This is a genomic window from Pedococcus sp. P2_F6 (assembly GCF_056403675.1).
Window position 1 is genome coordinate 313121 of the sequence record NZ_JBFUEZ010000004.1, and the last position, 20683, is coordinate 333803.

Consider the following 20683-nt stretch of genomic DNA (forward strand, 5'->3'; position numbering starts at 1 on the left):
CGAGCTCGAGGGGATCACCAAGCGCTTCCCGGGTGTGGTCGCCAACAAGGACATCGCCTTCTCGGTGCGACGCGGGACGGTCCATGCGATCGTCGGGGAGAACGGCGCCGGCAAGTCCACCTTGATGAAGATCCTGTATGGCGTGCAGCGCCCCGACGAGGGCACCATCAAGATCGACGGGCAACTGGTCAACCTCCACTCCCCGTCCGACGCCATCGCGGCCGGCATCGGCATGGTCTTCCAGCACTTCATGCTCGCCGACAACCTGACTGTCCTCGAGAACGTCGTCCTGGGTGCGGAGAAGCTGCACGGGATCGGCGACGGCGCGCGACGCGAGATCACGCGGATCTCGGGCGCCTACAAGCTGGACGTCGACCCCGATGCGCTGGTCGCCGACCTAGGAGTGGGCGCACGCCAGCGGATCGAGATCCTCAAGGTGCTGTTCCGCGGCGCCAAGACCCTGATCCTCGACGAGCCCACCGCCGTCCTCGTGCCGCAGGAGGTCGACGAGCTGTTCGACCAGCTCGCCGAGCTCAAGGACGAGGGACTCACGGTGCTGTTCATCTCGCACAAGCTCGACGAGGTGCTCAAGGTCGCCGACTCGATCACCGTCATCCGGCGCGGCACCACCATCGACACGGTCGACCCCAAGTCCGTGAACGCACGCCAGCTCGCCGAGCTGATGGTCGGCTCGGAGCTGCCCTCCCCGACGACCGAGGAGTCCACGGTCACCGACCGCGTGCTGCTCAAGGTCGACGACCTCGTCCTGGGCGACGGCACCGGCCGACCGCTCCTCGACGGCATCTCGCTGACCATCCACGCCGGCGAGGTGCTCGGCATCGCCGGGGTGGAGGGCAACGGCCAGGCCGAGCTCGTTGAGGTCATCATGGGTATGCGTGAGCCCACCTCGGGCCAGGTCTTCCTCGGCGACGTCGACATCTCCGACTGGCACACCCGTGAGATCAGGGAGGCCGGTGTCGGCTACATCCCGGAGGACCGGCACCGCCACGGCCTCCTGCTCGAGGCGCCGTTGTGGGAGAACCGCATCCTCGGGCACCAGACCGAGGCCCCCAACGTGAAGGGTCAGCTCATCGATGCCGCTGCGGCCAAGGCCGACACCGAGCGCATCGTCAAGGCCTACGACGTCCGCACTCCCTCGATCTTCGTCACCGCGGGCTCGCTCTCCGGTGGCAACCAGCAGAAGCTCATCATCGGCCGCGAGATGAGCCACAAGCCCAAAGTCCTGATCGCCGCCCACCCGACCCGTGGCGTCGACGTCGGCGCCCAGTCGAGCATCTGGGACCTCATCCGTGACGCGCGACGCGAGGGCCTCGCGGTGCTCCTCATCTCGGCCGACCTCGAGGAGCTGATCGGCTTGTCCGACACCATCCGCGTCATCCTGCGGGGCAAGCTGTCCGGCGACTTCGACCCCGACCACGTGACGGCCGAGGACCTCGGTGCGGCGATGACCGGTGCCGGCGAGAAGGAGGAGTCGCGGTGAAGTCCCTCAACGTGCGCCGGATCCTGATGAGCCTGGCGGCGCCGGTCCTCGCGCTCGTCGTCGCGTTCGTCGTCACCTCGCTGGTGCTGGTGGCCGTCGGCGACCCGGTGTGGGAGGTCTGGAAGACCATCCTCGCCGTGCCGAAGCCGCGCCAGAGCGTCAACATCATCAACGCGGCGTCCGTGTTCTACCTCTCGGCCATCGCGGTCGCGGTCGGCTTCCGGATGAACCTGTTCAACATCGGCGTCGACGGCCAGTACCGCGTCGCGGTCTTCGCGGCCGCCGTCTTCGCAGGCCAGGATTGGCTTCCCGGGTGGCTCAACATCATCGTGTCCATCGCCGTCGCGATGGTGGCCGGTGGGCTGTGGGCCAGCATCGCGGCATACCTCAAGGTGAAGCGCGGCGTCTCCGAGGTGATCTCCACGATCATGCTCAACGCCATCGCCACCGGTGTGGTGAGCTGGCTCCTGGTGAAGATCGCCAACCCCCGGCCGGGCTCGAACAGCATCGAGACCAAGACCATCCCGGAGTCGGCGCAGCTCGAGGGCTTCAAGCTCATCCCCGGCGCCACGAACCGCGTCTACACGCTGCTGATCCTGGCCCTGCTGGTCGGGTTCCTCTACTGGTTCGTGCTGAGCAGGACGCGGTTCGGCTTCGACCTGCGGGCGACCGGTCGCTCCGAGAGCGCGGCGGTCGCCAGCGGCGTGAAGGTGCCGCGGATGGTGGCGACCGCGATGATCGCCTCGGGTGCCCTGGCCGGACTCGTCGGCATGCCATTGCTGTTCGGGCAGGACCACAACTACGGCACGACGTTCCAGTCCGGACTCGGCTTCGCCGGAATTTTCGTCGCGCTGCTGGGACGCAACAACGCGGTCGGCATCGGCTTCGCCTCGCTCCTCTGGGCGTTCCTGGACGTGCAGTCCAACGCCCTGCAGATCCAGGCCGATGTCGCCCAGGAGCTGGTCAACATCATCCAGGGCGTGATCCTCTTCGCCGTCGTGATCGCGTACGAGCTGATTCGCCGGGCCGACAAGCGGATCGAGCAGTCCCGCGTCGCCCGTGAGCTTGCCGCCCAGCGACAAGCCGCCCCCGCCCCGGAAGGAGCCCCGGCATGAGCGCCCTCGGACTCGAGGTCGGCACCAAGGCCGTGCCGGACCGTCCCAAGCGGCGACGGTTCGGCATCCGCGAGTGGTCCATCGTGGCGATCGGTGCGATCGCCGTGATCTCGGTCCTGCGAGTGGTCACCGGTGCCGACGACATCGCGTCGTCCGGTGCCCTGGCCGCGGCCATCGGCCTGGCCGTCCCGATCGGCCTGGCCGGCCTCGGTGGCCTCTGGTCGGAGCGCGCGGGCGTGGTCAACATCGGCCTCGAGGGCATGATGATCCTCGGCACGTGGGGGGCCGGGTTCTTCGGCTACCACATGGGTCCGTGGGCCGGCGTCCTCGGCGCGATCGCCATGGGCATGCTCGGTGGCCTGATCCACGCGACCGCCACCGTGACGTTCGGGGTCGACCACATCGTCTCCGGTGTCGCCATCAACATCATCGGCCTCGGCGTCGCGAAGTACCTTGCCGCCCGTTTCTTCAACGGACTGCCCGGCGGTGGCCCCACCCAGTCGCCGCAGGTCGGGCACCTGCCGGACTTCACCCTTCCCGGTGTGTCCAGCGGGCTCGGCACAGTGGAGAAGAAGGACTGGTTCTTCGTCAGTGACGTCGCCGCAGTGCTGCGCGCACTGTGCACCAACGTGTCGATCCTGACCATCCTCGCGGTGCTGCTGTTCGTCGGGACCTGGTGGGTTCTGTGGCGTTCGGCGTTCGGCCTGCGGCTGCGATCAGTGGGTGAGTCGCCTGTCGCGGCGGAGTCGCTCGGCGTCAACGTGATGCGCTACAAGTTCCTCGCCGTCGTCATCTCCGGCGGGCTCGCCGGCCTGGGCGGTGGCTTCCTGGCGCTGGTTGCCGCGAGCATCTACCGCGACGGTCAGACCGGTGGTCGTGGCTACATCGGCCTCGCCGCGATGATCTTCGGCAACTGGCGACCTGGTGGCCTGCTCGCCGGTGCGGCGCTGTTCGGCTACACCGACGCCTTGCAGCTGCGCGGTGGGGCGGCAGTTCACGCGTTCCTGCTCCTGTTCGCGGTGCTCCTCGTGGCCGTCGGGGTGTGGCAGATCGTGCGCAACCAGCGCATCGTCCAGGGCGCCCTGGCCATCGTCGTCGGCGTCCTCGTCGGCTGGTGGTACTTCGCCGCGGACGCCGTCCCGGCCGAGCTCACCGGCACCACCCCCTACGTCACCACGCTGCTCGTGCTGGCCTTCGCGTCGCAACGGTTGCGGATGCCCGCCGCCGACGGGCAGATCTATCGCAAGGGCGAGGGCCACTAGGTGTGCCCTGACGCCGGGACGCAACCGCAGGGGTATGCCGCGGAGCCGGCTGCGCGGCATACGGCACCTCCTGCTCCGGAGGACGTGGACTGGGAAGCCTTGCGCGCCAAGGCGATCGAGATCATGGGCAGGGCCTACGCGCCGTACTCGAACTTCCCGGTCGGCGTCGCGGGGATCGTCGACGACGGTCGGCTGGTGGCCGGGTGCAACGTCGAGAACGCGGCCTACGGCGTGGGGCTGTGCGCCGAGTGCGGCATGGTCTCGGAGTTGCACGCGACCGGTGGCGGGCGGCTCGTGGCGGTGTCCTGTGTCGGTGGCAATGGCGAACCGCTCATGCCGTGTGGGCGCTGTCGCCAGCTCCTCTGGGAGAACGGCGGGCCTGACTGCCTGCTGTTGACCCCCGAAGGGGTGCTGCCGATGCGCGAGGTGCTGCCCCAAGCCTTCGGCCCCGACACGCTGAACGCAGCCCGCCACCCCGCCTGACCCCTGCCCGTGCAGCTCGGCCACCCGCGCCCCCAGGTCGATCTGTGGACCCGAGGGCGCAGATCCACCCGCCTGGGCCGGATCGAGGTCGATCTGTGGCCTCCGCGGCGCAGATCCGCACCTGTGGATGAGCGGCTGGACGAGTCGCGGGATGCGCCACCGTGGTCTCGTGACTTCTCTCGACCGGCAGAGCCCTTTCACCCGCGCTGACGCCGTGGCCGCGGGCATCAGCGACCGGCGCCTGGGTGGTCCGGGTTTCCGGAGGCTGTTCACCAGCGTGTATGTCGCGTCCGACGTGCCGGTCGACACACGCCTTCGCGCCCGCGCTGCGCTACGGCTCGCGCCGGCGGGTGCGTTGGTCGCCGGCCCGACGGCCGCCGAGCTCCTGGGCGGGGTGGTGCCCTCGGACTCCCGTATCCACCTCCGCCTGCCGACCGGGCGTATGCGGGTGCCCGGAATCGAGTCCCGCCGGCTGACCTCGGCGGCGAGGGCGAAGATCTCCGGCCTGCCGGTGACGACGGCGGAGGACACCTTCAGCGACCTGGCCGCCCACCTCGACCTCGTCGACATCGTGGTGCTGGGCGACTCCCTCGTCCGCCGGCGACGCGCTACCCCGACGTCCCTGGTCGAGGCGGCGGGGGCCGTGCGTGGTCGTGGCCGAGCGCTGAGTGGTCGCGCCGCAGCACTGGTGCGGAGCGGGGTCGACTCGCCCATGGAGACCCGGCTGCGCCTGCTCCTCGTCCTGGCCGGGTTGCCGGAGCCTGTCGTCAACCACATCGAGTTCGACGCGACGGGGCGCTGGGTCCGGCGGTACGACCTCTCGTATCCCGAGTACCGGCTCGCGATCGAGTACGACGGACGCCAGCACGCCGAGTCCCAGCGGCAGTGGGAGCGCGACGTGGAGCGGCGCGAGGACCTCGACCGGGACGGTTGGCGGATCGTGGTCGTCCTGTCCAAGGGGATCTACCGCGAACCCGAGCGCACCCTGAAGCGCGTCGTCGACGCCATGGTGAGCTGCGGCATACCAGCAGCGGTGACCTCGGACGAGTGGCGGCTGCACTTTCGAGGGTGAGCTGCCGCGGCAACCGGCGACCCGGAAGCCACGGATCGACGTGAAATGCCGCATCCGGGGTGCAACGGTGCCACCCCGGGCACGGATGGTCGGGGCTACGACAGGTCTGACACGATGGCCCCATGAGTGAAGCCTTCGATGCCGTCGACGTCATCATCAGCAAGCGGGGCAAGGGCGAGCTGTCCGACGGGCAGATCGACTGGGTGATCGACGCCTACACGCGCGGGGCCGTCGCGGACGAGCAGATGTCCAGCCTGGCCATGGCGATCCTGCTCAACGGGATGAACCGTCGCGAGATCTCCCGCTGGACCGGCGCGATGATCAACAGTGGCGAGCGGATGGACTTCTCCGGCCTGTCGCGTCCGACGGCCGACAAGCACTCGACCGGTGGGGTGGGCGACAAGATCACCCTGCCGCTGGCACCTCTCGTCGCGGCGTGCGGCGTGGCCGTGCCCCAGCTGTCCGGCCGCGGGCTCGGGCACACCGGGGGCACCCTCGACAAGCTCGAGTCGATCCCCGGCTGGCGGGCGGCCATGAGCAACGAGCAGATGATGCAGCAGCTCGAGGACGTCGGTGCGGTCATCTGCGCCGCCGGCGACGGGCTGGCCCCCGCCGACAAGAAGCTCTATGCCCTGCGCGACGTCACCGGCACCGTCGAGGCCATCCCGCTCATCGCCTCCTCGATCATGAGCAAGAAGATCGCCGAGGGTACGGGCGCGCTGGTGCTCGACGTGAAGGTGGGGAGCGGTGCGTTCATGAAGAACGTCGAGGACGCCCGCGAGCTCGCGCGCACCATGGTCGATCTCGGCACCGATGCCGGGGTCAAGACCGTCGCGATGCTGACCAACATGCAGGTCCCGCTCGGCCTCACGGCGGGCAACGCCATCGAGGTGCGCGAGTCGGTGGAGGTGCTGGCGGGTGGCGGCCCCGAGGACGTCGTCGAGCTGACCCTCGCCCTGGCCCGCGAGATGCTCGCGGCTGCCGGGCGCGAGGACGTCGATCCCGCCGACGCGCTCAAGGACGGCCGCGCGATGGATGCCTGGAAGGCCATGATCCGGGCCCAGGGTGGCGACCCCGACGCGACCCTGCCCGTGGCGAAGGAGAGCCACGACGTGCTGGTCCCGGCGGACGGCGTGCTCACCGAGCTCGACGCCCTCAACATCGGGGTGGCGGCGTGGCGACTCGGTGCCGGTCGGGCGCGCAAGGAGGACCCGGTGCAGGCCGGCGCCGGCGTGGTGATGCACTACAAGCCGGGCGCCACCGTCCGGGGAGGCGACCGCCTGCTCACGCTGCACACCGACACCCCCGAGCGGTTCGAGCGGGCACTCGAGTCGCTCGAGGGCGCGTTCACCATCGCTCCCGAAGGATCGCGACCGGACCTGCTGCCGCTGGTCATCGAGAAGATCTCCTGACCCGCGCGGCGGCCTCCGCCGCGAAGGACGTCACCCGCTCGACGACGTTGGGGTTCCACAGCACCCGGCGGTGACCGAGTCCCTCGGTGACGACGAGGCGGGCGTCGTGCCACGCCTTGGTGACGGCCACGCCACCGGCGAGGGGTGCTTCCTGGTCGCCCCGATCGTGCACGACCAGCAGGTGCGGCAGCGACGGGTGTGCCGCGGCCATCGTGAAGAGGTCGAGCTCGGCCACCGGCGTTCCGACCCGGCGCTCAGCGCGGCGCACCATCACCTGCTGGGACCGGGAACCGACCCCGAGGGCCGACGCGAAGGCCGGCAGCATCGACTCGACGCCATCCGGCGGGGCGATGAGCACGAGTGAGTCGGGCTGCACCCCCAGTCCGAGGGCGTGGACTGCCGCGAGCCCGCCGGCGGAGTGGGCCACCACGACCGTGGGCCGGCCGAACTCGTCCACCACCGCCGCCAGCGCCTCCGCCATCTCCACGAACGTCGTCGACCGACTCCCGTGGACACCGGGCCCGGAGTCGCCGTGGCTCGGGGCGTCGAACGCCACCACACACAGGCCGCGGGCCACCAGCGGCTCGACGTGGGCGCCGAGCTGCTGCCACCAGCCGCCCCAGCCGTGCACGAGGTATGCCGTGGGGTTGCCCCAGTCGCCGTAGACCCGGCCGCGAATGGTGCCGTGGGCCCACTGCACCTCGAAGGCCTCCCCGCCGCTGGGGGTCCGAGTGGCGCGTACCGCTGCCGCCGGGCTGGCCGGCAGCCGGAACCACAGCCGCTCGGCGAGCAGTCCGCCGAGGGCGGGGGACCGGCTTTCCAGCAACGCGAACAGCCGTCTCAGCGCGGGCGAGACCGGGAGACCTGTCGCCGCGGTGGCAGCGCCCTCTGCCGGAGCAGCGACGCCCTGTGCCGGAGCGGCGATGTCCGCGGGCGGAGCGGCGATGCCCGCGGGCGGAGCGCCTGCTGCCACGGTGGTCCGGGAGGCCGGGACGGCACCCACACGGGCGGGACGCGGACGAACGACAATACGATCGATCGTGCTTTTTTCGAGCGACATGAGTGGTACCTCCTGGGTGGGATGGGGATCAGGCGCGGATGTGGTCGATAAGCCGGTCGAAGGCGTCCTGGGCCCGCGTGGCGGCCGCCGGGTCGTGGAGCAGGCGTGCCGAGAAGTTGTAGCCGAGGACGATGGCGAGCAGGTCGTGCGCGAAGGCGGCCGGGTCGGTCGACTCGCGGAACTGGCCCTCGGTCATGCCGCCGCGGACGATGGTCTCGATCGTGTCGAGCAGGTCCCTCTCGGTCTGGACGACCTTGCTGCGGACCGGGCCGTCGGGTGCGTCGTCGAACTCGCTCGCCACCGAGATGAAGATGCATCCGCCTGGCAGTGCGTAGTCCGCATACCCGCCCCACCCGAGCCAGCGGTCGAAGAGGGTGCGCAGGCGCGGCTCACCGCGAGACTCCTTGAGGGCCGGGCGGATGACGAGCTGGGTGAACGCCTCGGCCGCGTAGTCCATCACGGCGGACTGAAGCCCCTCCTTGGACCCGAAGTGCGCGAACAGCCCGCTCTTGGACATGTCCATCGCGTCGGCGAGACCGCCGATCGTGATGCCCCGCAGCCCGACCTGGCTCGACTGGGCCAGCGCCACACGAAGCACCGAGTCGCGTGTCTCGTCTCCCTTGCTCACGCGATCAATAAAAGCACGACCGTTCGCACTTCGCAAGGCCCTACGGGCAATCCCGTCCGGGCGCCAGGCCGCCCGGCCGGGTCGGACGCTCAGGGCTAGGGTGGCCCTGTGCCTGAGCTCATCGCGACCCCCACGACCATTCCCGTGCCCGGCGGCAAGATCATCGACGAACACGTCGGCCGGGTGAACACCGGCAGCGAGGCAGTTTCGGTGGCCCACATGAAGGCGCCGGCCGACTGGACGGAGCCCTTCCAGGCCCCGGCCTTCGACGAGATCACCCTCGTCATCGCCGGTGCCGTGCTCGTGGACCACGACGGTGGCCAGCTGCGCGTGGAGGCAGGCCAGAGCGTCGTCACCCGCGCCGGCGAGCGGATCCGCTACTCGACCGGGTCCGAGGGTGCCGAGTACGTCGCCGTCTGCCTGCCGGCGTTCAGTCCCGAGACGGTCAACCGGGACGAGGAGGAAGGCGCGTGATCTTCGGTCGCAAGGGGTCCTCCGGAGGCACCGACACCGTCGCGGACCCCGCTGACGACCAGGTCAGGCGGGCGCCCAAGGCGCTGCTGCACGACCACCTCGACGGCGGCCTGCGTCCGCAGACCATCGTCGAGATTGCCGACCAGATCGGGTATGCCGGGTTGCCGGCCACCGACGCCGACAGCCTCGGCGCGTGGTTCCGGGAGAGCGCGGACTCGGGGTCCCTGGTGCGCTACCTCGAGACCTTCGACCACACGCTAGCCGTCATGCAGACCGCCGAGGGGCTGCGTCGAGTGGCTCGCGAGAGCGTCCTCGACCTGGCCGCCGACGGCGTCGTCTACGCCGAGAGCCGCTACGCGCCGGAGCAGCACCTCTCCGAGGGACTTGCGCTCGAGGACGTCGTCGAAGCCGTCAACGCCGGGTTCCGCGAAGGCGAGGGGCAGGCTGCAAAGGCCGGCACGCCCATCCGGGTCACCGCTCTCCTGACCGCGATGCGCCACGCGGCCAAGAGCACCGAGATCGCCGAGCTCGCGGTCCGCTACCGCGACCAGGGTGTCGCCGGGTTCGACATCGCAGGCGCCGAGGCGGGCTTCCCTCCCACCAGGCACCTCGACGCCTTCGAGTACCTCCGTCGCGAGAACGCCCACTTCACGATCCACGCGGGCGAGGCGTTCGGCCTGCCGAGCATCTGGGAGGCGATCCAGTGGTGCGGGGCCGACCGGCTCGGGCACGGCGTCCGGATCGTCGACGACATCACCGTCGGCGACAAGGCCTTCGGCGACGACGTCGCGGCGGCGGTCGCCGCTGACACGGACGACGTGCACCTCGGCCGCCTTGCGGCATACGTCAGGGACACCCGCATCCCGCTGGAGATGTGCCCCAGCAGCAACGTCCAGACCGGTGCGGCGGAATCCGTTGCGCTGCACCCGATCTCACTGCTCAAGCGGCTGCGGTTCCGGGTGACGGTCAACACCGACAACCGCCTGATGAGCGGCACCTCGATGTCGCGTGAGATGGGACTGCTCGTGCAGGACGCAGGCTGGACGATGGACGACCTGCGATGGGTCACCATCAACGCGATGAAGTCCGCGTTCATCCCCTTCGAGGAGCGGCTGGCCATCATCGAGGGAGTCGTCAAGCCCGGCTACGCCGCACTCGAGGAGCAGGTCCGGGCCACGTCGGCGCGCTAGCGGTCGAGCGGGTCCGCGGGCAGCAGCTGCTCGCGGCGGTGGTCCTCACGGGCCAGGCGTTCGGCGTCACGGCGACGACGGTCGGCGATCACGGCGGCGAGGACGTACTCGGCGTGGATGCCCGGTGGGGGCGGTGGCGACACGTGCGGCAGCACCGAGCGCAACAGGCTCTGGCCCAGCTCCTCCCGTGAGGCCGGAGTGAGCCCGGCGGCCCGCCCGAGGAACTGACGGACGGCGATGGCCAGTCCCGGGGGCAGCGCAGCCAGATCGGCCTGGGATGCCCACTGCGCCAGCGGGGGCGGCATGACCGGAGGGGGCAACAACCGCATCGTGGCGCGCTGCGACACGACGTAGGTGCCTGCCGCCATGTCGCCGAGGCGCTTCGCGCGCGGGCTGACCAGGGAGGCCACCATCGCGCCCGCACCCGCGAGCAGGTAGATCTCGGGCCACCCGACGAGGGCCCGGGTGAGCGCGTGCCGGGCCGTGATGGGACCACCGTCGTCGCGCACCACCCGCAGCCCCAGCGCCAGCTTGCCCAGGGTTCGGCCCCGGGTGACCGTCTCCACCACGGTCGGGATGCCGACGGTGACCCCCACGACCAACAGGATCACGACCGTCCGGCCCACCGCGTCGGACGTGCCGGAGAACACCGCGCCCGCCGCGATCGAGCCCGCCACGAGCAGGACCGCAGCGACCAACAGGTCGATGATGCCGGAGGCGGCTCGGGAGGGAACGCCGGCGATGGGCAGCTCGACGGCCACCCCTTCGCCGGTGACCATGTCGTCGCTCGCGTAGCTGCGGTAACCGGCCCCCGTGCTCATGGCCGAAGCATAGAGTGACGCCGTGGACCTGGATGCGTATGTCGCCGCACGCAGCCGGTACTGGGGGCGACTCGAGGAGCTGGCCGGACGACGCCGTCTGTCCGGTGCCGAGGGTGACGAGCTGCTCGACCTGTACCAGCGCGTCTCCACCGACCTGTCCGTCGTCCGGTCGGCCTCGCCCGACCCGTCGGTCGTGGCCTACCTGTCCATGCTGCTCACCCGCGCGCGGGTGGCGATGGTCGGCACCCGGACGAACACGTGGGTCGACCTCCTGCGCTTCTTCACCCGGACCTTTCCCGCCGCGCTGTACCGCACCCGGTGGTGGTGGGCGACAACCGCGCTGGGCAGCCTCCTGGTCATCGCCCTCGTCGCCGCGTGGACGCTGCGGCACCCCGAGGTCTACGCCAGCCAGCTCACCCCGGCCGAGATCCAGGCCTACGTCGGCACCGATTTCGAGCACTACTACAGCGAGTTCCCGCACCACGAGTTCGCCACCCTCGTCTGGGTGAACAACGCCTGGGTCGCGGCCCAGTGCATCGCCTTCGGGGTCCTGGGACTGCCCGTCGTCTACGTGCTCGTCACCAACGTGCAGGGCGTGGGCGTCGTGGCTGCCCTGATGATGGCCCACGACCGCACCGGTCTGTTCTTCGGCCTGATCCTGCCGCACGGCCTGCTCGAGCTCACTGCCGTCTTCGTCGCTGCGGCGGTCGGCCTACGGCTGTTCTGGTCCTGGGTGGAGCCGGGTCCGCGCACGCGACTTCAGGCCTTGGCGGCCGAGGCGCGCACGTCGGTCGCGATCGCCACGGGGCTGGTGTTCGTGCTCCTCGTGAGTGGAGCGATCGAAGGCTTCGTGACGCCGTCGGGACTGCCGACGTGGGCGCGGATCGGCATCGGTGTCCTGGCGGAGTCGGCCTTCCTCGCCTACGTCTTCGTGGTCGGACGGAGCGCCCACCGCAACGGAGTGACCGGAGACATCGACGCGCGTGACATCGGCGACCAGCCGCTGGTGGCCGCCTGATCGTCGGAGGAAGCCGGATTCGGGTGTTCCCAGGTCAGAGCAGACCCTGTCGCTTGAGCATGAGGTAGTGGTCGGCCAGCCGAACAGGCAGCTGCTCCGGCGGCTCGTCCAGCACGTCCACTCCGAGCCTGACGAGCGCGGCCGCAGTGCGTCGCCGCAGCGACGTCGTGCGCTCTGCGGCGGCCGCCTCATAGACCTCGGCCACGGTGTCGCGGGTCGTGCGCATCCGCGCGACCGCGGGATCGGCCACCGAGGCGACCACCACCCGGTGGTGGGCGCTGAGGGCCGGCAACACGGGCAGCAACCCCTGTTCGACGGCGGCGGACTCGAGCGGCGTGAGCAGGACCACCAGGGCGCGTTGCGTGCCGAGCCGGCTGATCTCGGTGGCGAGCAGCCCCCAGTCGGCCTCGACCAGCCGGGACTCGATGGGCGCGAGCGCGCTGATCGTGTCGTGCAGCAGCGTGGCGCGGTCGGCGCCGGAGGCCCTGGCCAGCACGACGCGGTCACCGGCGATCACCTGCACGCGGTCACGTGCGTGCCCGGCCAGGGCGGTGAGCAGGAGAGCGGCGTCCATGGCTGCGTCCAGGCGGGGAGCGTCGTCCACCCGGCCCGCGGAGGTTCGCGACGTGTCGACCACGATGACGATGCGGCGGTGCTGCTCGGGCTGCCAGGTGCGCACCACCAGGTGCTGGCGGCGTGCGGTGGCGCGCCAGTCGATGCTCCGCACGTCGTCGCCGTCGACGTAGTCGCGCAGGCTGTCGAACTCCGTGCCCTGCCCCCGGATGCGCACGGCGGCCCGGCCGTCCAGCTGCCGCAGGACCGCCAAGCGGCTGGGCAGGTGCTTGCGGGCCGGGAACGGATGGAGGGTCCGCAGCCGCCCCGGGACCTCGAACGACCGTTGCCGCGCCGCGAGGCGCAGCGGTCCGGTGGAGCGCACTGTCACCCGGTGCGCGGTGCGGTCTCCGCGGCGGGTGGGGGTCAGGGTTGTCGTCACCCGGGTGCGTTCCCCGGCAGCGATGGCCACGGTATGCCGCGTGGTTGCGGCCCCCGCGGAAGGCGGCCAGGCGTCGCGGACGGCGCCGCGCAGTGGGCGCCTCCCCGCGTTGGTCACCAGGACCGACGTCGAGGTCTGCTCGCCGAGACGCACCTGGGCCGGCCCCTCCCGGACGAAGGTCAGCGAGCGAGGAGAGCTGGCCAGCAGGAGATCGACCCCTATGAGGACCAGCATCGCGACCCACCACCACCGCACCGTGTCGCCCCGCGGCCACAGGGCAACCGGCACCAGCCCGAGCAGGGCCAGCGTGACGGCGCGGTAGGTCAGGCTCATCAGCGGGGGACCGGCACAGCTCCGAGCGCGCTGTCGAGGACGGCCGTGACGCTGACGCCCTCGAGCTCGGCCTCCGGGCGCAGGGACAACCGGTGAGCCAGGGTCGCGTGGGCGAGGGCCTTGACGTCGTCGGGGGTGACGAAGCCGCGCCCGTTGATCCAGGCCCACGCCCGCGACGTCGCCATCAGCGCCGTGGCGCCGCGCGGGCTGACACCCAGCGCCAGCGACGGCGAGTTCCGGGTCGCCCGGGCGATGTCGACGATGTAGGCCGTGACCTCGTCCGAGATCTCGACACTGCGAACCGCCTCGGCACCTGCCGCGAGGTCCGCCGCCGACGCGACCGGCCGCAGCCCGGCCGCCTGAAGGTCGCGAGGGTCGAACCCAGAGGCGTGACGGCGCAGGACCGCGATCTCGTCGTCCCGTGGTGGGACGGGGAGGGTCACCTTGAGCAGGAACCTGTCGAGCTGTGCCTCCGGCAGGGGGTAGGTGCCTTCGTACTCGACGGGGTTCTGGGTCGCGGCGACCATGAACGGCTGGGGCAGCGGGTGGGCCCGGCCGTCCACGCTGACCTGGCGTTCCTCCATGGCTTCGAGCAGGGCCGACTGGGTCTTGGGTGGTGTGCGGTTGATCTCGTCCGCGAGCAGGAGGTTGGTGAAGACCGGCCCCCGGCGGAAGGTGAAGTCGCTGGACGACGCGTCGTAGACCAGTGATCCGGTGAGGTCGCCGGGCATCAGGTCGGGGGTGAACTGCACGCGCTTGGTCTCGACGTCGAGGGCGGCGGCGAGGCTGCGCACGAGCAGGGTCTTGGCGACGCCCGGGACTCCTTCGAGCAGGATGTGCCCGCGGGAGAGAAGGGCCACGAGCAGCCCGGCGACGGCGGCGTCCTGCCCGACGACGGCCTTGGCGACCTCTGAGCGGACGGCCAGGAGGGCTGCCCGGGCATCGGGTGCGGCGATCGCCGGGCGGTCCGGTGCGACGGGCTGGACCAGGCCCGGTGCGGCGGGCTGGGCCTGACCCGGCCCTGGGGGCTGGGCCTGGTCGGCCAGGGCTGGGGTGGGGTGGGGCTGGTCGTTCATGAGCGGCGGACCCTCTCCTCGAGATCGGTCAGTGCGTTGGCCAGGTGGTGCAGGTCGACGTCGGTGGTGGGGGGCGGGCCGGCGAGCAGCGTCGCGACCTGGGCGGGCGGCATACCTGTCGCTGCTGCGGCAGCCGCCTGGACCAGCTGCGCCGCATGGGGCGGCACTGCGAGCCGTCGGGCGAGCCGTTCGATGGTGCCCTGCCGCAGGATGGCGGCGGCCCTGGACCGGTCGCGGGCGCGGCGATAGATCCGGCCGCGACTCTCCGTGGTCTCGACGGCGCGCACCACCACGGGGAGGGGCTCGGTGACGAGCGCACCCATCCGACGCCCGCGGACGAACGCGAGGAGGACCACCGCGGTCGCGAGCACGGCGGAGGCGGGCGCCAGCCACACCGGCCAGCCGCCGTCCGTCGGCTCACCGGTGAAGCTCGCGAGGTCGCCGAGGCCCGGTTGGTACGAGACGAGGCGCGGCGAGTGGCCGAGCGCACGGATGGCAAGGCCGGCGTGCGACTCGTCGTCGACCCAGCGGTTGGTGAACGCGGCCGAGATGCCCAGTGCCACGACCTCGGGGTGGTCGGCGGCGGCGGGCACCGTTGCCATCGCCGCCCCGAACCCGAACCCCGCAGCCGTTGCCGGGTCGTCCTTTGCCTGGTCGCCCTTTGTCCGGTCGCCCGTTGCCCGATCGCCGCCGCGGGGATCGGGCAGGGCGAAGCACAGCGTGGCCGGCCTGCCGCTCCCGCGCTTCACCGGGATGAACCGCGTGTCGACCAGCAAGGCCGTGTCGTCGGCGCGCGCCACCGCGGAGGTGCACCCTGCCGTCAACGACAGCTGGGCCTCGAGGGCCCCCGAGGTCAGTGGCAGGTCGAGGGCGGCGAGCTGGGCCGCCGTCGGGTCGAGCAGCACCAGCCGGTCGGCCCCTGCGGACACGTGAGCCATCGTGGTCGCGCTGTCGCGGCCGACATACGCGGAGTTGGCCATCACGACGGTGCTGCCCGAGCCCGGCTGGGCGTCGGCGAGCGCGCCGATCGACCGGACGACCTCCACCTCGACGCCGTGCTTGCGCAGCACCTCCACGATGGCCCTGCCACCGGCAGGCCCGGTTTCGTCGGGGTCGAGCAGCTGGTCCGGGGCCGTCGTGGCCAGTGCCATGACCACGAGGGCTCCCACGCCGAGCGTCACGGCCAGCGCCCCCACGGCCCTTCGGCGGATCCGCGTCGCACGACCGCCGCGGGTTTGCAGGCCGGTGCCCGACCGAGGGGCGCCCGACCCAGCGGCGCCCGAACCAGCGGTGCCCGAACCGCCGGTGCCCGATCCAGCAGTCACGGGGCGACCAGTCGTCCGAGCTGCGGCCTGGTCCGCAGCAGCACGGCGTCGAGCTCGGTCGTGGTGACGGCCTGGGTCCGGGTGGTCCGTCGGTGGCCGTAGCGGACGTCGTCGAAGGACGACGCGGCGCTTGCGAGGGCCTCCGCCTGGTCGGGGAAGACCGGGGTCAGGGCCAGCGCCACCTCGTGGGCCGTGCGGCCCGGGAGCTCGGTCAGCAGGGTGCGCTCCACGGCCGAGGCGGCCAGCGCCCGGTAGCCGTCCAGCAGGACGGAGTCCCAGTCTCCGCGGTCCGCCGCCTCTCGAGCCCTAACGCGGTAGTCCGCCGCGCTGAGCCCCTCGTCGTCCACGGGGGCAGCCGTGCCGCCACGTCGTCTGGTCACTGCTTCGGGACGAATCAGCCGCAGGACCACCAGGACCAGGACGGCCAGGATGACCACGACCACGAGGACCACGCCCCAGGAGGGGAGCAGGCCCGGCCCGGACCGACCGGCGAACAGGGTGCCCAGCCACTCCATGAACCGCTGCCAGAGGGAGGGTTCGGTGACGTACTGGCCGTTGGCGAGCTCGTCACGCAGCCACTGCTGGGCCTCCGGCGAGCTGGGGTCGAGGGGTGGGCCGTCGAAGGGGGCGGTCAGGCTCGTCATCTCCCGGCGGCTGCTCCCGGCCACTGCCGCGTCACGTCGTCCTGGGCCGCGGCGATCAGCTGGACGTCGAAGCCCTCGCGGCGGATGCGTTGGTCGACGTAGAGGAGCGCGTCCACGCCGGCGGTGAAGGGCGTGGTCAGGGCTCCCGTGATGAGTCCGGAGACGCCCGAGATGACCGCCTGCCAGACGTAGAGGTTCGCGGGATCTCCCGTGGCGACGATGCCGAGACCGCCGACCATCGCGAGTGGGAACGCGAGGATCTGGGCTGCGATCCCGACGATGATGCCAGTGAGGATCCTGATGCCGAGGACGCGCCAGAACTGGCTGCCGGACGTCAGTCTCCAGGACCTCGCGATGCCCTCACCGACGCTGGCCTTCTCGAGGACGACAGCCACGCCCACGAAGGCCAGTCGGGTCGAGAGGAACAGCACGAGGACGATGGCGACCAGGCCGGCGAGGATGGCAAGGAGTACGGCGCCGACCACTCCCGAGTCGTTGGCGGAGGAGACGGCGCCGACGACGCCGATGACGGGCAGCACGAGGACGGCGGCAAGGGCCAGCACGATGACCAGACCGGTCACGATGGTGGCGCCGACCAGGGGCAGGAGTCTGCCGCGCGTGCCCTCCCACGTCTGGCCGGCAGTCACGCGGCGGCCCATGACGGCCTGGCTGATCACGAACGCCACGAACCCCGTCAGCAGGATCGTCGACCCCGAGGTCCCCAGCGACGGGATCAGCGAACCCAGCGTGCCTGCCGCCGGGAAGATGTCCTGGTTCGACCCGATGTCCAGCGACTCCTGCGAGGCCACCCACGCGCCGAGCGCAGTGGTCGGCACGAGGAAGACGAGCGTGGTGACGAAGGCCAGGCCCATGGTCGCGGCGACGTTTCCACGGATCGCCTTGATCACCGCGCCGTACAGGTCGCCGAGGGCGAGCGGCCGCAGCGGGATGACCCCTGGCCGGAACTCCATCGCCGGGTGCGCGGGCCACGGAGCACCCGCCGGGAAGCCGTACCCGGCGGGCTGTCCGGCTTGCCCAGGATGCCCGGGCTGCATTCCGGCTGGCTGCCCCGCCGGCGCACCTGGAGGCACTGGCGGGTATGCCGCGTGCCCACCCGTGGTGGCCACCGGTTCTGCTGGCCCACTGGTCCCAGGAGCCACCCACTGCGGGTCGGTCATGTGCGCACATCCCCCTCGCTGACGTGGTGGAACCCTAACCGAACGGGGTGTCATGCGGGCAGCGAGCCGCGAGATTCGCCCGCTCGTTCAGCGGGCGAGGGCCGACAGCAGCGGCTCGAGGTCCTTGGCGCGGGCGGAGGTCGCGCCGAGGGACTCCTGGCGCGCGACGACCCGGGGTTCGTCGCGCATGAGGGCCAGGCCACGGCGGACCAGCGTCCACGGCGGCTTGCGGTGCTCCGTCAGGTCGCGCAGCAGCCGCCACACGAAGGTCACCACGCGGTGGTGGTGCACGCAGTAGGCGCCGGCGAGCAGGCCCCGGTCGCGCAGGTTGTCGATGATCTCGGCTGCGAAGATGCCCTCCGCGAGGATCAGGTCGTGCGGTGCGGCCCGGACGGTCGTCGTGTCCACGGCCCGGCTGCGCGCGATGTCGTAGACGGGGGTCCTGACCTCACCGGTTGTCACGAGCGTGGCGAGGGCGTCGACGGCGGCGGCACCGTCCCACGAGTCGGGGTGGTCCCAGTCGACGATGCCCAGTTCCTCGCTGCGGGGCATCGCCGGGTCGTCCTCGTCGCGGTAGAAGTCGTCGAGCCGGACGATCGGCCAGCCGTGGGCACCCTGGAGTCGCGCGGCCAGCCGTGACTTCCCGGCGCCGCTGGGACCGGCAAGGACCACCACCCGGGCGGTGGTGTCCACGTCCGGTGCGGGTGGGGTCAAGGGTCAGCGGCCCTTGGGGTGCCAGACGGTCTTGGTCTCCAGGAATGCCGTGATGCGCGACAGGTCGGGCGTGCGCGACCAGTCGGGCTCGACCGCGTCGGAGCCCTCGCCGGCAGGTCGCACCACGCGCTTCAGGTTCTCGGCGGCAGCCAGCTCGAGGTCGCCCCAGCTGACTCCCTCGGCGTCGGCCGCACCGCTCAGGTCGATGGCGTTGACGTCGCGGTGCGAGGCGAGCCAGGGCGCGACCTCGGCCGTGCGTCCGGTGATGAGGTTGATGACCCCGCCGGGGACGTCGGACGTGGCCAGCGCCTCGGAGAGGGTGATCGCGGGCAACGGGCGGAGCTCACTGGTCAGCACGACCGCGGTGTTGCCGGAGCAGATCACCGGGGCGAGGACGGAGACCAGACCCAGCAGCGAGCTGCGCTGCGGCGCGAGGACGGCCACGACACCGGTCGGCTCGGGTGCCGAGATGTCGAAGTACGGCCCTGCCACGGGGTTGAGGCCGCCGAGGATCTGGGCGAGCTTGTCGGTCCACCCGGCATACCAGACCCAGCGGTCGATGGCCTGGGAGACGACGGTCTCCGCACGACGCTCGGCGAGGCCCTCGCTGGCGCGCACCTCGGCCACGAACTGGTCGCGGCGCCCCTCCATCACCTCGGCGACTCGATAGAGCACCTGACCACGGTTGTATGCCGTGGCGCCGGCCCAGCCGCCGAAGGCGCCACGAGCGGCGACGACCGCGTCCCGGGCGTCCTTGCGGGAGCCCTGGGCGGCGTTCGCGAGGAACTTGCCGCGCCCGTCGACGACCTCGTAGGAGCGGCCCGACTCGGAGCGCGGGAACTTGCCGCCGATGTAGAGCTTGTAGGTCTTCCTGACGTCGACGCGAGCGTCGGTGCCTGTCGACCGCGTGGCGGTGGGGCTCACTTGCTGTCTCCCGTCGTGACGTAGGCGGCGAGGCCGTGGCGGCCACCCTCCCGGCCGTAGCCCGACTCCTTGTAGCCACCGAACGGGCTGGTCGGGTCGAACTTGTTGAACGTGTTGGCCCAGACGACGCCGGCGCGGAGCTGGTCGGCCATCCAGAGGATGCGCGAGCCCTTCTCGGTCCAGATGCCCGCGGACAGGCCGTAGGGGGTGTTGTTGGCCTTGGCGACGGCTTCCTGCGGTGTGCGGAAGGTCAGCACCGACAGGACGGGTCCGAAGATCTCCTCCTGGGCGATGCGGTGGCCCTGGCTGACGCCGGTGAAGACCGTCGGCCGGAACCAGAAGCCCTTGCTGGGCAGCTCGCACCCGTTGTCCCAGCGCTCGGCGCCCTCTGCCTCGCCGGCTGCGGTCAGCTCGACGATCCGCTGCAGCTGCGCCTTGGAGTTGATCGCGCCGACGTCGGTGTTCTTGTCGAGCGGGTCACCCACGCGCAGGGTCTCGAGGCGGCGCTTGAGCCGCTTCTCGACGTCATCCGCGATGCTCTCCTGCACGAGCAGGCGTGACCCGGCGCAGCAGACGTGACCCTGGTTGAAGAAGATGCCGTTGACGATGCCCTCGACGGCCTGGTCGAGCGGGGCGTCGTCGAAGACGATGTTGGCAGCCTTGCCGCCGAGCTCGAGGGTGGCCTTCTTGCGGGTGCCGGCGATCGACCGGGCGATCATCTTGCCGACCCCCGTCGAACCCGTGAACGCCAGCTTGTCGATGTCGGGGTGGTCGACGATGGCCTGACCGGTCGCGCCGGCGCCGGTGATGATGTTGACCACGCCCGGCGGCAGGTCGGCCTGCTGGACCACCTCGGCGAACAGCAGAGCCGTCAGCGGGGTGGTCTCGGCCGGCTTGATGACCACGGTGTTGCCGGTGGCCAGCGCCGGCGCGATCTTCCACGCGAGCATGAGGATCGGGAAGTTCCACGGGATGACCTGGCCCACGACGCCATGGGGGCGGGGGTTGGTGCCCAGGCCCGCGTAGTCGAGCTTGTCGGCCCAGCCTGCGTGGTAGAAGAAGTGCGCCGCGGCCAGGGGCACGTCGACGTCGCGGCTCTCCTTGATCGGCTTGCCGTTGTCGATGCTCTCGAGCACGGCGAACTCGCGCGCACGCTCCTGCAGGATGCGGGCGATGCGGAAGAGGTACTTGCCGCGGTCGGCCCCGGACATCCGGCCCCAGGCGCCGTTGTAGGCACGACGGGCTGCGGCGACCGCGCGGTCGACGTCGGCGTCGCTCGCCGACGTGATCTCCGCCAAGACCTCCTCCGTGGAGGGGTTGATGGACTTGAACGCCGAGCCGCCCTGGGAGTCGGTGAACTCGCCGTTGATGAACAGCCCGTAGGAGGGCTTGATGTCGACGACCGCGCGGGACTCCGGCGCCGGTGCGTACTCGAACTTGGCCATGGCTTGAGGTTCCT

20 protein-coding genes are annotated in these 20683 nt (G+C 71.2%); 9 read left to right on the plus strand and 11 right to left on the minus strand.

Going from position 1 to position 20683, the window contains the following annotated elements:
• Positions 1-34 precede the first annotated feature (34 nt).
• The 6 genes from AC1DWP_RS12980 to AC1DWP_RS13005 all read left to right on the plus strand — a co-directional run bounded on the left by AC1DWP_RS12980 (position 35) and on the right by AC1DWP_RS13005 (position 6845).
• Positions 35-1501 (plus strand): ABC transporter ATP-binding protein, encoded by a 1467-nt coding sequence (locus AC1DWP_RS12980; protein WP_477614889.1) that lies wholly within the window; start codon positions 35-37, stop codon positions 1499-1501.
• Complete coding sequence (locus tag AC1DWP_RS12985; protein ID WP_477614890.1) at positions 1498-2616, plus strand: ABC transporter permease; 1119 nt, start codon at positions 1498-1500, stop codon at positions 2614-2616. Before AC1DWP_RS12980 ends, AC1DWP_RS12985 begins: the two co-directional genes overlap by 4 nt.
• Positions 2613-3878: an ABC transporter permease gene (locus AC1DWP_RS12990; RefSeq protein WP_477614891.1), complete on the plus strand. Its 1266-nt coding sequence runs from the start codon at positions 2613-2615 to the stop codon at positions 3876-3878. Before AC1DWP_RS12985 ends, AC1DWP_RS12990 begins: the two co-directional genes overlap by 4 nt.
• A gap of 84 nt (positions 3879-3962) precedes the next feature.
• The gene (locus tag AC1DWP_RS12995) at positions 3963-4361 is read left to right on the plus strand and encodes a cytidine deaminase (protein WP_477615304.1); all 399 of its coding nucleotides are present in this window, start codon (positions 3963-3965) and stop codon (positions 4359-4361) included.
• Positions 4362-4530: 169 nt separating this feature from the next.
• Positions 4531-5433 (plus strand): DUF559 domain-containing protein, encoded by a 903-nt coding sequence (locus AC1DWP_RS13000; RefSeq protein WP_477614892.1) that lies wholly within the window; start codon positions 4531-4533, stop codon positions 5431-5433.
• Positions 5434-5555: 122 nt separating this feature from the next.
• Entirely contained in the window at positions 5556-6845 is a 1290-nt protein-coding gene (locus AC1DWP_RS13005) for a thymidine phosphorylase (protein ID WP_477614893.1), read from the plus strand.
• Here AC1DWP_RS13005 and AC1DWP_RS13010 read toward each other — a convergent pair.
• Together AC1DWP_RS13010 and AC1DWP_RS13015 are read right to left on the minus strand one after the other, a co-directional pair.
• Entirely contained in the window at positions 6826-7818 is a 993-nt protein-coding gene (locus AC1DWP_RS13010) for an alpha/beta hydrolase (RefSeq protein WP_477614894.1), read from the minus strand. The two genes, AC1DWP_RS13005 and AC1DWP_RS13010, sit on opposite strands and share 20 nt — an antisense overlap.
• 115 nt (positions 7819-7933) lie before the next feature.
• Positions 7934-8533: a TetR/AcrR family transcriptional regulator gene (locus tag AC1DWP_RS13015; protein ID WP_477614895.1), complete on the minus strand. Its 600-nt coding sequence runs from the start codon at positions 8531-8533 to the stop codon at positions 7934-7936.
• 108 nt (positions 8534-8641) lie between these two features.
• On the opposite strand from AC1DWP_RS13015, the gene AC1DWP_RS13020 reads away from it, so the two are divergent.
• Together AC1DWP_RS13020 and AC1DWP_RS13025 are read left to right on the plus strand one after the other, a co-directional pair.
• Positions 8642-9007, plus strand: a complete 366-nt coding sequence (locus AC1DWP_RS13020; RefSeq protein ID WP_477614896.1) for a cupin domain-containing protein — start codon at positions 8642-8644, stop codon at positions 9005-9007.
• A gap of 83 nt (positions 9008-9090) precedes the next feature.
• Positions 9091-10197 (plus strand): adenosine deaminase, encoded by a 1107-nt coding sequence (locus AC1DWP_RS13025; RefSeq protein ID WP_477615305.1) that lies wholly within the window; start codon positions 9091-9093, stop codon positions 10195-10197.
• Here AC1DWP_RS13025 and AC1DWP_RS13030 read toward each other — a convergent pair.
• Positions 10194-11018, minus strand: a complete 825-nt coding sequence (locus tag AC1DWP_RS13030) for an RDD family protein (RefSeq protein WP_477614897.1) — start codon at positions 11016-11018, stop codon at positions 10194-10196. The two genes, AC1DWP_RS13025 and AC1DWP_RS13030, sit on opposite strands and share 4 nt — an antisense overlap.
• Before the next feature lie 22 nt (positions 11019-11040).
• Here AC1DWP_RS13030 and AC1DWP_RS13035 point away from each other — a divergent pair, with 22 nt between their 5' ends.
• Complete coding sequence (locus tag AC1DWP_RS13035) at positions 11041-12036, plus strand: stage II sporulation protein M (protein WP_477614898.1); 996 nt, start codon at positions 11041-11043, stop codon at positions 12034-12036.
• A 34-nt stretch (positions 12037-12070) separates the two neighbouring features.
• Here the strand turns inward: AC1DWP_RS13035 and AC1DWP_RS13040 are convergent, their stop codons facing one another.
• The 8 genes from AC1DWP_RS13040 to AC1DWP_RS13075 all read right to left on the minus strand — a co-directional run bounded on the left by AC1DWP_RS13040 (position 12071) and on the right by AC1DWP_RS13075 (position 20669).
• Positions 12071-13363: a DUF58 domain-containing protein gene (locus AC1DWP_RS13040; protein WP_477614899.1), complete on the minus strand. Its 1293-nt coding sequence runs from the start codon at positions 13361-13363 to the stop codon at positions 12071-12073.
• Positions 13363-14439 carry an AAA family ATPase gene (locus AC1DWP_RS13045; RefSeq protein ID WP_477614900.1) on the minus strand — a complete coding sequence of 359 codons (1077 nt, stop codon included), beginning with the start codon at positions 14437-14439 and terminating at the stop codon, positions 13363-13365. The genes AC1DWP_RS13040 and AC1DWP_RS13045 overlap by 1 nt, the downstream gene beginning before the upstream one ends.
• Entirely contained in the window at positions 14436-15764 is a 1329-nt protein-coding gene (locus tag AC1DWP_RS13050) for a DUF4350 domain-containing protein (RefSeq protein ID WP_477614901.1), read from the minus strand. The genes AC1DWP_RS13045 and AC1DWP_RS13050 overlap by 4 nt, the downstream gene beginning before the upstream one ends.
• A complete protein-coding gene (locus AC1DWP_RS13055; protein ID WP_477614902.1) occupies positions 15761-16408 on the minus strand; it encodes a DUF4129 domain-containing protein in 648 nt (215 codons plus the stop codon). Before AC1DWP_RS13055 ends, AC1DWP_RS13050 begins: the two co-directional genes overlap by 4 nt.
• Entirely contained in the window at positions 16405-17586 is a 1182-nt protein-coding gene (locus AC1DWP_RS13060; RefSeq protein WP_477614903.1) for a DUF7847 domain-containing protein, read from the minus strand. The genes AC1DWP_RS13055 and AC1DWP_RS13060 overlap by 4 nt, the downstream gene beginning before the upstream one ends.
• A gap of 87 nt (positions 17587-17673) precedes the next feature.
• On the minus strand, positions 17674-18279 hold the full coding sequence (locus AC1DWP_RS13065) for a uridine kinase family protein (RefSeq protein ID WP_477614904.1): 606 nt from the start codon (positions 18277-18279) through the stop codon (positions 17674-17676).
• Between the two features lie 24 nt (positions 18280-18303).
• Positions 18304-19224 carry an aldehyde dehydrogenase family protein gene (locus AC1DWP_RS13070; RefSeq protein WP_477614905.1) on the minus strand — a complete coding sequence of 307 codons (921 nt, stop codon included), beginning with the start codon at positions 19222-19224 and terminating at the stop codon, positions 18304-18306.
• The gene (locus AC1DWP_RS13075; RefSeq protein WP_477614906.1) at positions 19221-20669 is read right to left on the minus strand and encodes an aldehyde dehydrogenase family protein; all 1449 of its coding nucleotides are present in this window, start codon (positions 20667-20669) and stop codon (positions 19221-19223) included. Before AC1DWP_RS13075 ends, AC1DWP_RS13070 begins: the two co-directional genes overlap by 4 nt.
• Positions 20670-20683: the final 14 nt, after the last annotated feature.

Bases quoted from the DNA above. Each gene is read 5' to 3' on its own strand.
- AC1DWP_RS13005 (WP_477614893.1), top strand. From the start codon at position 5,556: ATGAGTGAAGCCTTCGATGCCGTCGACGTCATCATCAGCAAGCGGGGC.
- AC1DWP_RS13060 (WP_477614903.1), bottom strand. From the start codon at position 17,586: ATGACCGACCCGCAGTGGGTGGCTCCTGGGACCAGTGGGCCAGCAGAA.
- AC1DWP_RS13055 (WP_477614902.1), bottom strand. From the start codon at position 16,408: ATGACGAGCCTGACCGCCCCCTTCGACGGCCCACCCCTCGACCCCAGC.
- AC1DWP_RS13040 (WP_477614899.1), bottom strand. From the start codon at position 13,363: ATGAGCCTGACCTACCGCGCCGTCACGCTGGCCCTGCTCGGGCTGGTG.
- AC1DWP_RS13030 (WP_477614897.1), bottom strand. From the start codon at position 11,018: ATGAGCACGGGGGCCGGTTACCGCAGCTACGCGAGCGACGACATGGTC.
- AC1DWP_RS13045 (WP_477614900.1), bottom strand. From the start codon at position 14,439: ATGAACGACCAGCCCCACCCCACCCCAGCCCTGGCCGACCAGGCCCAG.
- AC1DWP_RS12990 (WP_477614891.1), top strand. From the start codon at position 2,613: ATGAGCGCCCTCGGACTCGAGGTCGGCACCAAGGCCGTGCCGGACCGT.
- AC1DWP_RS13075 (WP_477614906.1), bottom strand. From the start codon at position 20,669: ATGGCCAAGTTCGAGTACGCACCGGCGCCGGAGTCCCGCGCGGTCGTC.